The organism is Pseudarthrobacter equi (assembly GCF_900105535.1).
Classification (GTDB): domain Bacteria; phylum Actinomycetota; class Actinomycetes; order Actinomycetales; family Micrococcaceae; genus Arthrobacter; species Arthrobacter equi.
On record NZ_LT629779.1, the window covers coordinates 1218465 to 1231122 of the forward strand.

Consider the following 12658-nt stretch of genomic DNA (forward strand, 5'->3'; position numbering starts at 1 on the left):
GGGTAGACCCAGGCTACGCAATGAGTTTAACTCCAGCTGCTACCAGCTCTTTCCTGAGCTTCTCGTACCAGTTGGGCGCGGAACGTGGTATGTAGACCAGTCCTGCGACGTCAGACGGTGTCTCGACGCCATCGTTAATGGTGATCACACGGCTGCGAGTTAGTGATCCTACAAAAAACCCCATCTCGAAGACCACGTTCTGGCGTGCACGGGGCTGAAGGTCGGCGGAAGAAGATTTTGCCGCTCCTATGTCGTCGGGCGTAAGCAGAACGACTGCCACCGAGGCTTTGGATGCCTTGGCCTCGAACTTTTCGATCAGAGTCTTGCCCCCGCTTGCTTCAAAGTCGAGGACCACAGGGTTCGTTCCTGTGACCCGCTGAAGAAAGAGATGAACTTCGTTACGCAGATCGTGGTCATGCCCGTGAACAATAAAAATCTCGGGTTCTTCCTTGGCTGTCACCGGCTCAGCGCTGGCAGACGGCTCCCACTGAGTGGCGCTTGGAGTACTCTCTTTCGGCAACTTGGGTGCAGCCGTAGCGATGTCCTTGTCCCAGGGCGCAGCCCACGGTGCAGCGTCCTCTAATGAGGTAGCGGTTTCTCGCTGACCGCTCTTCTTTTCAGGGGAGGCAGGGGCTGGGCCAAACACCTTCCAATACATCGCAAGATCATTTTGCTTCAACCACTCCTTGAAGCGGGGGAACGCGACTTTGACTTGGTCAAGGTCGGGCATAGATCCGTTGCCCATCGACTTCAGTATCTTCTTTGTCACGTCGACAGCATGCGTCGGGTAGTCGGGATCGCCCCAACTCAGAGCACGAAGTAACCGGTCGTGTCCTTGTATGATCTCGAGAGTCCCGGTTTCAATCCCGATTTCGATCCAGTCGGGTTCCTCGAACGTTTTTGTCACGTACTTGAGTACGGCGTTCTGGAGCTGTTGCCCGTTTGAATCCTTCGTTGGTCCCACCATGTCAATGATCCTATACGGAGCCAGGTCCAATCAGTCCCGGGCTGTCCTCGGGTCGGGCGCCAGCGCGGGGCGTAGCGAACGGCAGCGGAAGGGTGTTTCCGTTGGTGACGGAAAAGTGACGAACAAGCCGGGAATCAAACGAAAAAGCGGGGAATGCATAAGATTCCCCGCTTGTCCACAAGCCAGCGAAAAACCCCCCAGAAACCTTGATTTCTAGGGGGTTTGTCCCGAGCTTCCTATCAGAATCGAACTGATGACCTTTTCATTACGAGTGAAACGCTCTACCGACTGAGCTAAGGAAGCACCGCACGAAATTTCCGGAAGAATCCGGGCGCTTCATGCAAGAGTCAACTGTAATGGAGTCTCCGCGCCCGGGTCAAAATGGCGGGCGCTGCCGCGGGTGAGGCCTTCAGCACACCGTGTTGTCGGCCGGAACCTGTCCACTGACCAGGTAGCTGTCCACCTTGTCCTCGAGGCAGCTGTTGGCCCTGCCGTAGGCCGTGTGGCCCTCGCCCTTCCACGTCAGCAGCGAAGAGTTGCCGAGCTGTTTCCGCAGCGACGACGCCCATTCCACAGGGGTGGCGGGATCACCGGTGGTGCCGATGACCACGATCGGCGACTCACCCGTGTACTGGACGGGTGCAGGCGTGCGCACGTTCTTGTACGGCCAGTCGGCGCAGTTGATGCCGCCGTAGGCGAAGAAGTAACCCAGGGTGGGGGACTGCTGCATCAGCCGCTGCTGCTCCGCCCGCATGGACGCAGGATCGGAGTCCATGGGGTAGTCCAGGCAGTTGATGGCGTTGAAGGCGAACGTCGAATTCGACGTGTAGCTTCCGTTGGTGGACCGGTCAGCGCCGAGGTCGGACAGGCGAAGCATCAGGCTCACGTCCCCGGTCATCGCCGCGTCCAGGGCCTGGGTCAGGGCGGGCCAGCTCTGGTCGTTATACAGCGGCGTGATGAGGCCACTGACGAACATATTGGCGTTGACCACCCGGCCGTCCTTGGCGGTGCGGGGCTGCTGCTCCACGGCGTTGATCAGGTCGCGGATCTGCTGGACGCCGCCGTCCACTCCGCCGGTAAGGGGGCACTCCTTCTGCTGCTGGCAGCTGGCCACGTAGGTGCGGACCGCTTTTTCGAAGGCCACGGCCTGGCCGCTGGTCAGTTCCTCATTGCTGATGGAGGGATCCAGCGCACCGTCGAGCACCATGCGGCCTACGTTCTTCGGGAACAGCTGTGCGTAGGTCGAGCCGAGGAATGTCCCGTAGGAGTAGCCCAGGTAGTTCAGCTTCGTGTCGTTAACCACGGCCCTGAGGATGTCCAGGTCCCTGGCTGCGCTCTGCGTATCGATGTGGGCCATTGACGGGCCGGTCTGCTCAGCGCACTGTTCGGCGATGACCTTGTTGTCCGCCCGGGCCGCCGCGAGGCCGGCGTCGGTCTCCAGGTCGTAGATCTTGGCCCTTGCCGCATCACGTTCCGCGTCCGTCATGCAGGTCACCGGGGCGGACCGCTTAACGCCGCGGGGGTCGAAACCGACGAGGTCGTAGGCGTCACGGACGGGCTGGGAAAAGTGGGTGGCTGCCGCGTCCTTCACGAAGTCATACCCGGATGCGCCGGGGCCGCCCGGGTTGACCAGCAGGCTTCCGGTCTTCTTGCCAGTGCTTGAAGCCCGCAGCGCGGCCAGCTGGATGATTTCGCCGTCGGGAGCCGCATAGTCCATGGGCACTGTGACCTTGGCGCACTGGAACTGGCCTTCGCATGGCTCCCACACGATTTCCTGCGAGTAGAACTTCTCAAGCCCCGCGGGCGCGGACGCCACGATGGAGGGATCTGCCTTTGCGGTGGCGGTTTCCTGCTGGCGGTCGCCCCCGTTGATGAGGCTGCAGGACGCCAGCACCAGGGCAAGGGCCATGGCCCCGGCGGCACGGGCCGCGGACACCAGGGGTCGTCGGCGTACGGGCAGGGGGCGGGCAGTCATCGGGTCTCCTTGGAAGGCTGGATCAGGCTGGCTGCCATGGACTCAATGGCCAACAGCGGGGCAACGTTCGTGGTGGTGATGCGTTCGCGGGCTTTGTTGATGGCGTCCATCCGGGCAAGCGTGACTTCCGGAGTGGAACGGGAGGCGAATTCCTCCAGTTCACCCCTGAGCTCAACGTTTACCAGCTCAACGGCATTCCCCATCTGGATGATCAGGACGTCCCTGTAGAAGGACATCAGGTCAGTGAGGGTGCGGTCCAGGGAATCGGTAATGGACCGCTTGGCCCGCCGCTTCTGGTCGTCCTCCAGCTGCTTGACCTGCGCCCGCATGGCAGGCGGAAGGGTGCCGGATTCAGGTGCGCCGAGGGTGGCGAGCAAGGCGGCTTTCTCGGCGGCGTCGCGTTCTTCATTGGAACTGTTTGCCTCGGCGGTGGCGATCTTTACGAGCTTGTCCGCCATCATGACCGCCGCGGTGACACCCCGCAGGCCCAGCGGAAACCTGACAGTTTCGAGCCGGCGTTCGCGCGCAGCAGGGTCCCGCGCCAACCGGCGGGCGATCCCCACGTGGCTTTGGGCTGCCCGGGCTGCCCGCTCCGCCACCGCGGGATCGACGCCGTCGCGCTTCACCAGGAGTTCCGCGACGTCGGCCGCGGGCGGCAATCGCAGCGCCACGCTGCGGCAGCGCGACCGGATGGTGACCAGGACGTCGGCCGGCGAGGGGGCGCACAGCATCCAGACCGTCCGGGGCGTCGGTTCCTCGATGGCCTTGAGCAGGACGTTGGTGGTTCTCTCGGCCATCCGGTCCGCATCCTCAACCACGATGATGCGCCAGCGTCCGGCGGATGGCCTGTTGCCGGCGGTGGCCACCAGGTCGCGGGCTTCGTCGATGGTGATGGTGAGCTTTTCCGTCCGGACGAACGTCACGTCCGAATGGGTTTCGCCCAGGATGGTCAGGCAGGCGTGGCACTGCCCGCAGCCGCGCAGGTTCACGTCTTCCTGGTCGCAGTTCAGGGCGGCCGCGAAGGCTTTCGCGGCGTTGGAGCGCCCCGATCCCGGCGGGCCGGTGAACAGCCACGCGTGCGTCAGGCCTTCGCCGCTGGAAGCCTGGCGCAATTGGTCGACGACGGCCGGCTGGCCCTGGAGGTCATCCCAGACGGTCACGGGGTGCCGCCGCCGTGCGCGCCGGCAGCGGGTGCGGCACCTGCTGGTTCGTTCCCGTGTGCTTCCAGCAGGCCGACCACGCGATCGAGGATCATCGCGGCAAGGTCATTGACCGGAAGCCGGGCAGGCAGCACCAGGTAGGACGCCGGCCGGGCCGCAGCCAGGTCAAGGAAGGCGTCCCGGATGCGGGCATGGAACTCGTCAGCTTCGGATTCCAGGCGGTCCTCCGTTGCGTCGCCCGCAGTGCGCCGGGTCCTGCCGACTTCCGGTTCCACATCGAGCAGGACGGTGAGGTGGGGCTGAAGGCCGGAAGTTGCCCATTCGTTCAGCGAGCGGACTGCATCCATGCCGAGGTCCCTGCCGGCTCCCTGGTACGCGACGGAGGAGTCGATATACCGGTCGGTCAGCACAATGTCGCCGCGCTCCAGCGCCGGGCGGATCACCTGGCCCGCGTGGGCGGCCCTTGATGCCGCGAAGATCAGGGCTTCCGTGTGGGCGTCGATGTGGCCATGGCCGTGGTCCAAAACCAGGGACCGGAGCTTTTCGCCGATGGGAGTGCCGCCGGGTTCACGGGTCCGGAGGACTGTAAGGCCGCGGCTTTCGAGTGCTTCGGCGAGCCTTGCCGCCTGGGTGGACTTGCCGGCGCCGTCGCCGCCTTCGAACGCGATGAAAAGTCCGGCACTCTGTTTGTTCACTGTTCAAGCCTACCGATCGGCCGGGACAATCAGTGTCCCGGCCATGGGCTTTGTGGACAGTTTCACGGCGTCTCACGCTTCGCGCGGGCTTTTCCGGCGGTCAGTGGACGAACAGTACGCTGTCCCCATGAGTCTTTCCGAACAGCAGGCCGCAGGCCTGTCCGCCGAAACCGTAGTAGTGGCCGCGGGCCGCCCGCCGCGGGAACGGGACCAGCCGGTGAACCCGCCGCTGGTCCTGTCCTCCACGTACTACGGGACAGGCCCGCTCGGCCCCGGAGACCGTGGTTACGGCCGGTACTCCAACCCCACCTGGGACCCGTTCGAGGAGGCCCTCGGCCAGCTCGAGGGAGCGGACCTGCCCGGCCTGCTCTACGCGTCCGGGCTTGCTGCCGTCAGCTCCGCGTTGTCGCTGATCCCCTCCGGCGGAGTGCTGGTGATGCCTAACCACAGCTACTCCGGAACCCTTGTCATGGCCGCGGAACTGGCCCAGAAGGGGTTCATCGAGCTGCGGACCGTGGACATTGCCGATACCGGGGCCGTCGAAGCGGCCCTCGCCCCGGGTGGGCCGGATGCCAAGGCCGCCGCCATGCTGTGGCTGGAAAGCCCTACCAACCCCATGCTGGGAATCGCCGACATTCCTGCGCTGACAGAAGCCGCGCACGCGTTGGGCGCCATCGTGGTCACGGACAATACTTTCTCGACGCCGCTGGTGCAGCAGCCGCTCGCCCTCGGCTCCGACGTCGTACTCCACTCGGTGACCAAGTACCTGGCAGGCCACTCGGACGTGGTCCTGGGCGCCCTGGTGACCTCCAACGCGGACATCCGCTCAGCCCTCCTGCACCACAGGACCATCCACGGAGCGATCGCCGGGCCCTTCGAGGCGTGGCTTGCGCTGCGCGGCCTGCGCACCTTGGCGCTGCGCATAGAAAAGTCCCAGGAGTCCGCCAGGGTCCTGGCGGAACGTCTGAACGCCCACCCCAGGGTCGAATCGGTCCGCTTCCCGGGCCTGCCGGACGATCCCGGTCATGAACGGGCCACGGCGCAGATGAAGGGCTTTGGCTCCATCATCTGCATCCAGGTGGCGCCCGCCGGCGGACTGGACGGCGCAGCGGCGGCCGACAAGGCCGTTGAGGCAGTCAACCTGTGGCTGCCGGCCACATCGCTGGGCGGCGTGGAATCGCTGATCGAACGCAGGCGGCGGCACACCGCGGAGCCGGCCAGCGTGCCTGAGAACCTGGTCCGCCTCAGCATCGGCATTGAGAACGTGGAAGACCTCTGGGCCGACCTGGAGCAGGCGTTGGACACTCTGGGCGGCTAGGCTGGGCTTGTGGACGGTGAACTGATTATTCGGCCTGTTGAACAGGCAGTGTTCTTTATCCTTGCCCTCGTTGCCCTGGGGCTGGAGTTGTGGGCCCTGGCAGACTGCGCGCGCCACAAGGCCAACGCCTTTGAGGCGACCGGCAAGCGGACCAAGGGCTTCTGGCTCGCCCTGACCGGCGGCGCCGCGCTGGTGGGCGTCATCTCCCTCTTCGCCAGCGGCGGCATCTTCGGAACCCTCGGACTGTTCGGCCTCGCCGCCGTGGTTGCCGCGTCGGTCTACCTGGCCGACGTCCGCCCTGCAGTCAAGGACGCAGGCCGGGGCGGCAGCCGCAACATGGGGCCCTACGGCCCCTGGTAACCCCGGTCCACCCGGGCTGTTAGGCAGGGATCCCTGGTACGGCCCGAGGGAACCCGCCGTCCGCCGCCTCGTAAATGAGGCTCACGGCAGCGGTGCCACTGCTTCCCAGTCCACCGTCAGCTCGCCCAGCCGCCACCGGCCCGGCCCGTCCTGGACCGGCCAGCCGGCGTCGCGCAACGCCCTGCACATAGCCTGCCAGCGCTGCCGGTTTCCAAAGGACGCCAGCGGGGCGCACTCCAGCCACGCCTTGTCCATGGCCTGCATCAGCGCATGGATCGGTTCGCCGGGAACATTCCGGTGGATCAGGGCTTTGGGGAGGCGTTCGGCAACGTCGGAGGGCAGGTCAAAACTGCCGAACCGGACCGACATGCTCAGCGACAGCGGGCGCTCCGCGTCCAGTGCCACCCACGTCACCCGGCGTCCGATCTCGTCGCAGGTGCCGTCAATGAAGAGCCCGCCAGGGGCCAGCCTGCCCTGAACCAGGCGCCAGATCCCGGCAACATCGGCCTCCTCATACTGCCGCAGCACATTGAAGGCCCGGACCAGGGCGGGGCGTCCGGGGACAGGAAGCTCAAAACCGCCCACATGGAAGCTGAGGCCGGGCCGCTGCAGGGGGAGGGCAGCGCGCACCCGTTCCGGTTCGATTTCGATCCCGCAGACCCGGACGTCCGGACGGACCGCGGAGAGCCGCTCAAAAAGTTCGACGGAGGTGGCCGGCGTCGCACCGTAGCCCAGGTCCACAACCAGGGGGTCTGCGGCCCGGCGGAGCCGCCAGGCCTGGGGACCGGCCAGCCAGCGGTCCACCCGCCGCATCCGGTTGGGGTTGGTGGTGCCGCGGGTGACGTTCCCGACCGGCCGGCCGGTCAACTTCCTGCCGGTGGTCCCGGGGCCACTCACCCGTTCAGCCTTTTGCACCACCGCCCCACTGTATCGCCGCCGCCACGGCTTGGGCGCCAGCCGGAGTGCGGGCTGCCTTGTGACGTTGTCCGTCCCTGGCCTGTAACGCTGGGCGGGCGGCAACACTGCTCGGCTAGGATGAAAATCATGACTTACAAGCTGATTCTGCTGCGCCACGGCCACAGCGAATGGAACGCCAAGAACCTGTTCACCGGCTGGGTGGACGTTGACCTGAACGACCAGGGCCGCGGGGAAGCAGCACGCGGCGGCGAGCTGCTGGTGGAGAACAACATCCTCCCCGACGTTCTGTACACGTCCTTGCTGAAGCGGGCCATCAACACCGCCAACATCGCCCTGGACAAGGCCGACCGCGGCTGGATCCCGGTCAAGCGCGACTGGCGCCTGAACGAACGGCACTACGGTGCGCTGCAGGGCAAGGACAAGGCCCAGACGCTGGCCGAATACGGTGAAGAGCAGTTCATGGAATGGCGCCGCTCCTACGACACCCCGCCGCCGCCCCTGGATGACAACAGCGAATTCAGCCAGGCACACGATCCGCGCTACGCGGACCTTGGCGACGCCCTGCCGCGCACCGAGTGCCTGAAGGACGTCCTGGTCCGGATCCTGCCGTACTGGGAATCCGACATCAAGGCTGACCTGAAGGCGGGCAAGACCGTCCTGGTCACGGCCCACGGCAACTCCCTGCGCGCGCTCGTTAAGCACCTTGACGGCATCAGCGACGAAGCCATCGCCGGCCTCAACATCCCCACCGGCATCCCGCTGGTCTACGAGCTGGATGACGACTTCCAGCCGGTCAAGCCGGGCGGCACCTACCTCGACCCTGAGGCCGCCGAGCAGGCCATCCTGGCCGTAGCCAACCAGGGCAAGAAATAGAGCAGCAGAATCAACGACGACGGGCTGGTCACCTTAGGTGACCAGCCCGCCGTCGTATGTACGTGGGGGAGCCGGGGCTCAGATGTGTTCGGTGGCGTTCGGCTGCCAGGCGCCGGTCACCAGGTAGCTGACCTTCTGGGCAACGGAGACACCGTGGTCGGCGAAACGCTCGAAGTAGCGGCTGGCCAGTGCCACGTCCACAGTGGTGGCGGGCGACTCGGCCCACTCAGGTGCGGCGATGGCCTTGAACACGCTGAGGTGCAGATCGTTGATGGCGGTATTGGCCTTCATGATGTCCCGGGCCACCTCCAGGTCACGGGTCTCCAGGAGGACGGCCAGCTTGTCGGCGATGACCTGGTCCAGCTCCGCCATCTGCTTGAACGTTCCGGTCATCGAAGCCGGAATCACGGTGGACGGGAAACGGAGGCGCGCCAGCTGCGCGATGTGCCGGGCGAGGTCACCCATCCGCTCGAGGGAGGCGCTCATCCGCAGTGATCCCACGATCATGCGCAGGTCGCTGGCCACCGGGCCCTGGAGGGCGAGGATGTCGATGGCCCGCTCGTCGAGGCTGTTCTGCAGGAAGTCGATCCGCGCATCGGCGGCAATGACGTCCTGGGCGAGGTCCACGTCCGCCACCTCGAATGAAGTGGTGGCCTTGTCTATCGCTTCGCTGACCAGCCGGGAGATCTCCACCAGCTGGTCACCGACCTGGGTGAGTTCTTCCTGAAAAACCTTACGCACGTCGGCGTCCTTTCCTTGGAACTCCCGCACGCCCGCACAAGGGCAGCAGGAATCGTGTCGCCATTCGGCAGTCCAACTGGATACTCTGCCAGCATCCGGTGAACGGTTGATCCCTTGCAGGTGAACGTTAGTTGAACCGTGGGCGCAGGGGGCCCGGACGCGCCGTCAGGCCATTGGCAAGAGCATAAGGTGGACCTGTGGATCCAATGTTCATCGGCCTGATCGCGGGCCTCGTCGGCCTGGCGCTGGGCACGTTCGGTGTGCTCGCCTACCGGGTCAGCGAAAAGCAGCGCCAGCTGCTGGACATGGACGGAGACGAGCCGGGACTGCCGGACGGTGCCGCCGAGGTGCTGGCCGTCGTCGGACGCGCTTTTGTGGTGGTGGACGCCGTGGACGGTGTGGTCCGGGCAAGTCCCGCCGCCTACGCCTACGGCCTGGTCCGCGGCCACACGGTGGTCCACAAGGAACTGCTGGACATGACGGCGGGCGTACGGCGGGACGGCGTAATCCTCGAAAAGAAGCTTGAGCTGCCGCGCGGCCCGCTGGGGCAGGGAACCATCATCGTCCAGGTGCGGGCAGCCATGCTGGGTGAGGAATATATCCTCCTCCTGGCCGATGACCGCACGGAGATCACCAGGACCGAGGAAATCCGCAACGACTTCGTGGCCAACGTTTCCCATGAACTGAAGACGCCCGTAGGCGCCATCTCCCTGCTCGCCGAAGCGCTGGAATCCTCGGCCGATGACGAACTGGCAGTCCGCCGCTTCGCCAAACGCATGCATAAGGAGTCCGGCCGCCTGGCCGCGCTGGTGCAGGACATCATCGAACTCTCCCGCCTGCAGGGCGCCAGCGTGGTCCAGCAGGGCGGTCCCGTAGACGTCAACGCCGTGATCGCCGAGGCCGTTGACCGGTCCCAGCTGCCGGCCGAAAGCAAGAACATCACCATCGTGGTGGGTGGCCGCACCGAGGAGAAGGTTTTCGGTGACCAGGACCTCCTGGTCACCGCGCTGCGCAACCTGATCGACAACGCCATCCGGTACTCACCGCCAAACACCCGCGTGGGCATCGGCGTCCGCTCCAAGGAAGGCCTGGTTTCCATTTCGGTGACGGACCAGGGCGAGGGCCTCAGTGCCGAGGACCAGGAACGGGTCTTTGAACGGTTCTACCGCGTGGACGCCGCCCGGTCCCGCCACACCGGCGGCACGGGCCTCGGCCTGAGCATCGTCAAGCACGTCGCCTCCAACCACGGCGGCGAGGTGACGCTGTGGTCCCAGCCGGGCCAGGGTTCCACCTTCACGCTCCGGCTTCCCGAGATGGAAGGGCCTGAGGCAGGGCCCGACGGCGACACCGACCTTCCGTCCGCAACTGTCCCGGCAACGGGGCCGGCAGGACAGGCGGCCGAACAGCCCGCCGTCACCCCACTACCCCGCGCCGCCGGCGCTAAAGAACGAGGAGCTAGCGCTTGAGCAGGATTCTGATTGTGGAGGACGAGGAGTCGTTCAGCGATCCTTTGTCCTATTTGCTGGGCAAGGAAGGGTTTGAGGTGGAGGTCGTGGACAACGGCCTCGATGCCATCACCGAGTTTGACCGCAACGGCGCCGACCTGGTGCTGCTGGACCTCCAGCTTCCCGGCCTGTCCGGCACCGAGGTCTGCAGGCAGCTCCGGCAGCGGTCAACCGTCCCGGTAATCATGCTGACCGCCAAGGACTCCGAGATCGACAAGGTGGTGGGCCTGGAGCTCGGCGCGGACGACTACGTCACCAAGCCGTATTCCTCGCGCGAACTGGTGGCCCGGGTCCGGGCCGTACTGCGTCGCCAGGGCGAGCCCGAGGAACTGATTTCCTCCACCGTCCAGGCCGGACCGGTCCGGATGGACATTGAACGCCATGTGGTGAGCGTGGACGGCGAGCAGGTACTGCTCCCGCTGAAGGAGTTCGAGCTCCTGGAGATGCTGCTGCGCAACTCCGGCCGGGTACTGACCCGTGGCCAGCTGATCGACAGGGTCTGGGGCTCCGATTATGTGGGGGACACCAAGACCCTGGACGTCCACGTCAAGCGGCTGCGCGGGAAGATCGAACCCGACCCCTCTGCGCCCCGGTTCCTGGTGACCGTGCGCGGCCTGGGCTACAAGTTCGAGCCGTAGGTTTCCTGGCCGCATCCGACGCGCATCGCTGGTAGGCCAGGGACAAGGTTGGGCAGCAAAAAGGGAGGGACCGGACGGTCCCTCCCTTTTGCTGTTCTGCTGAAGTGCTTCAGCCGCGTGCTAGTGGCCTGCTGCGCTCTCCGAAGCGGACGGAGAAGGCGTTGCCGAGGTGCTCGGCGACGGCGTGCTGCCGGACGGCAGGTACTCCTTGTACTCGGGCAGTGTGGTGTCCAGGACGGGAACGCGCACGGTGCTGTTCACGTTGGTGCCGTCTTCGCTGACCTGGACATCAACCAGTGAGCCGGCCTTGCCGCCGGTGGTGCTAAGGATGGCCTCGTCAGTGGTGTCGTTGAGCAGCGTGTACGAGTTCGCCTTTACGGCAACTTCGGTCTGCGATCCCTCCGCGCCCTTCATGGTCAGCTTCACGTCCTTGGACGAGGAGTTGTACACGGCGCCGATGACGCGGCCCGGCTGGTCCTCACCCGAGGAGACGATGAGGATGTTCCGGAGCTTCAGCGGGCCGAGGTCGGCGCGGATGCCGTCCGAAGCGGAGTACTGATGGTTTGTCTGCTGGGGCGTGATGTAGCCGCAGCCCGCGGTCAGCAGGCCCACGCCTACAACGGCGGCCGTCAGTGCCATCTTGCCCCGCCGGGCCCGGTTCATCGCAGTGAAACGCACGTCACGTACTCCTCGAGAGTCTTGAAACATTATTCAGCCCATAGCCTATCCGCAAAGGGGCTCAAACGCGGATTCGAGAGCGTCACATCATCCTTGGCAGCGCCTGCGCGATGCACTATTATCTGCGTTCGTCAAGGGGGTGGAGGGGGTCGATTGGGCCGATTTTCCGCGTATTTCTGCGGTTGGGGGCTCTTTCCGCGGCCGGTCATATGCCTGAATCGTGATAAACTTGTCTCCGGGAAAGGGGAAATGTCCACATGGTATTTGAGGTCGGCGAGACAGTAGTTTACCCTCACCACGGTGCTGCGAAGATTGAAGAAATCAAGATGCGCACCATCAAGGGCGAAGAGAAAATGTATCTCAAGCTCAAGGTGGCTCAGGGTGATCTGACCATTGAAGTTCCAGCAGAAAACGTTGACCTTGTTGGGGTCCGGGACGTAGTGGGCAAGGAAGGCCTGGAGCACGTGTTTGATGTGCTCCGTGCCGAGTTCACCGAAGAGCCCACCAACTGGTCACGCAGGTACAAGGCAAATCTGGAGAAGCTTGCTTCCGGTGACGTCATCAAGGTGGCAGAGGTCGTCCGCGATCTTTGGCGCCGGGATCACGACCGGGGCCTTTCCGCAGGCGAAAAGCGAATGCTGGCCAAGGCACGGCAGATTCTGATCTCAGAACTGGCGCTGGCCGAAAAGACCGACGAGGAGAAGGCAGCAAGCGTTCTCGACGAGGTCCTGGCTTCCTAAGAATTGAGCCCCGGCAGCACGGAAGTGCGGCCGGGGTTTCTTTTTGTCCAAAAACACCCCGGCGAGCCCCCGGTGACTGCGTCGGGACGC

Annotated in this window: 13 protein-coding genes and 1 tRNA gene; 6 read left to right on the forward strand and 8 right to left on the reverse strand. The window is 65.0% G+C overall.

Annotated elements, in window-relative coordinates; all coding sequences use genetic code 11:
- Window positions 1–13: 13 nt before the first annotated feature.
- From BLT71_RS05585 to tmk, 5 genes are all read right to left on the reverse strand, one after another.
- Window positions 14–967, reverse strand: coding sequence for a TIR domain-containing protein (locus BLT71_RS05585; RefSeq protein WP_091718312.1), 954 nt, complete (start codon window positions 965–967; stop codon window positions 14–16).
- A gap of 230 nt (window positions 968–1197) precedes the next feature.
- A tRNA-Thr gene (locus BLT71_RS05590) sits at window positions 1198–1270 on the reverse strand.
- A gap of 106 nt (window positions 1271–1376) precedes the next feature.
- A complete protein-coding gene (locus BLT71_RS05595) occupies window positions 1377–2942 on the reverse strand; it encodes an alpha/beta hydrolase (RefSeq protein WP_091718314.1) in 1566 nt (521 codons plus the stop codon).
- Window positions 2939–4102 (reverse strand): DNA polymerase III subunit delta', encoded by a 1164-nt coding sequence (locus BLT71_RS05600; protein ID WP_091718316.1) that lies wholly within the window; start codon window positions 4100–4102, stop codon window positions 2939–2941. The genes BLT71_RS05595 and BLT71_RS05600 overlap by 4 nt, the downstream gene beginning before the upstream one ends.
- Window positions 4099–4797, reverse strand: a complete 699-nt coding sequence (gene tmk / locus BLT71_RS05605; protein WP_091718318.1) for a dTMP kinase — start codon at window positions 4795–4797, stop codon at window positions 4099–4101. The genes BLT71_RS05600 and tmk overlap by 4 nt, the downstream gene beginning before the upstream one ends.
- Window positions 4798–4924: 127 nt before the next feature.
- Between tmk and BLT71_RS05610 the strand changes: the two genes are divergently transcribed.
- Together BLT71_RS05610 and BLT71_RS05615 are read left to right on the forward strand one after the other, a co-directional pair.
- On the forward strand, window positions 4925–6115 hold the full coding sequence (locus tag BLT71_RS05610; protein ID WP_091718319.1) for a trans-sulfuration enzyme family protein: 1191 nt from the start codon (window positions 4925–4927) through the stop codon (window positions 6113–6115).
- A gap of 9 nt (window positions 6116–6124) precedes the next feature.
- A complete protein-coding gene (locus BLT71_RS05615; RefSeq protein WP_045729886.1) occupies window positions 6125–6475 on the forward strand; it encodes a DUF2516 family protein in 351 nt (116 codons plus the stop codon).
- Between the two features lie 81 nt (window positions 6476–6556).
- Here BLT71_RS05615 and BLT71_RS05620 read toward each other — a convergent pair whose 3' ends face one another.
- A complete protein-coding gene (locus tag BLT71_RS05620; protein ID WP_172829909.1) occupies window positions 6557–7393 on the reverse strand; it encodes a class I SAM-dependent methyltransferase in 837 nt (278 codons plus the stop codon).
- A gap of 126 nt (window positions 7394–7519) precedes the next feature.
- Here BLT71_RS05620 and BLT71_RS05625 point away from each other — a divergent pair, with 126 nt between their 5' ends.
- Window positions 7520–8266 (forward strand): phosphoglyceromutase, encoded by a 747-nt coding sequence (locus tag BLT71_RS05625; protein ID WP_091718321.1) that lies wholly within the window; start codon window positions 7520–7522, stop codon window positions 8264–8266.
- A 78-nt stretch (window positions 8267–8344) separates the two neighbouring features.
- On the opposite strand, the gene phoU is transcribed toward BLT71_RS05625, so the two are convergent.
- Complete coding sequence (phoU, locus tag BLT71_RS05630) at window positions 8345–9007, reverse strand: phosphate signaling complex protein PhoU (protein WP_091723840.1); 663 nt, start codon at window positions 9005–9007, stop codon at window positions 8345–8347.
- Window positions 9008–9213: 206 nt separating this feature from the next.
- Here phoU and BLT71_RS05635 point away from each other — a divergent pair, with 206 nt between their 5' ends.
- Window positions 9214–10473 (forward strand): sensor histidine kinase, encoded by a 1260-nt coding sequence (locus BLT71_RS05635; RefSeq protein ID WP_091718323.1) that lies wholly within the window; start codon window positions 9214–9216, stop codon window positions 10471–10473.
- Window positions 10470–11150, forward strand: coding sequence for a response regulator transcription factor (locus BLT71_RS05640; protein WP_056076541.1), 681 nt, complete (start codon window positions 10470–10472; stop codon window positions 11148–11150). The genes BLT71_RS05635 and BLT71_RS05640 overlap by 4 nt, the downstream gene beginning before the upstream one ends.
- Before the next feature lie 120 nt (window positions 11151–11270).
- On the opposite strand, the gene BLT71_RS05645 is transcribed toward BLT71_RS05640, so the two are convergent.
- Window positions 11271–11813, reverse strand: coding sequence for a hypothetical protein (locus BLT71_RS05645; RefSeq protein WP_091718324.1), 543 nt, complete (start codon window positions 11811–11813; stop codon window positions 11271–11273).
- A 272-nt stretch (window positions 11814–12085) separates the two neighbouring features.
- Here BLT71_RS05645 and BLT71_RS05650 point away from each other — a divergent pair, with 272 nt between their 5' ends.
- Window positions 12086–12568 carry a CarD family transcriptional regulator gene (locus BLT71_RS05650; protein WP_011690592.1) on the forward strand — a complete coding sequence of 161 codons (483 nt, stop codon included), beginning with the start codon at window positions 12086–12088 and terminating at the stop codon, window positions 12566–12568.
- The last annotated feature ends 90 nt before the right edge of the window (window positions 12569–12658 follow it).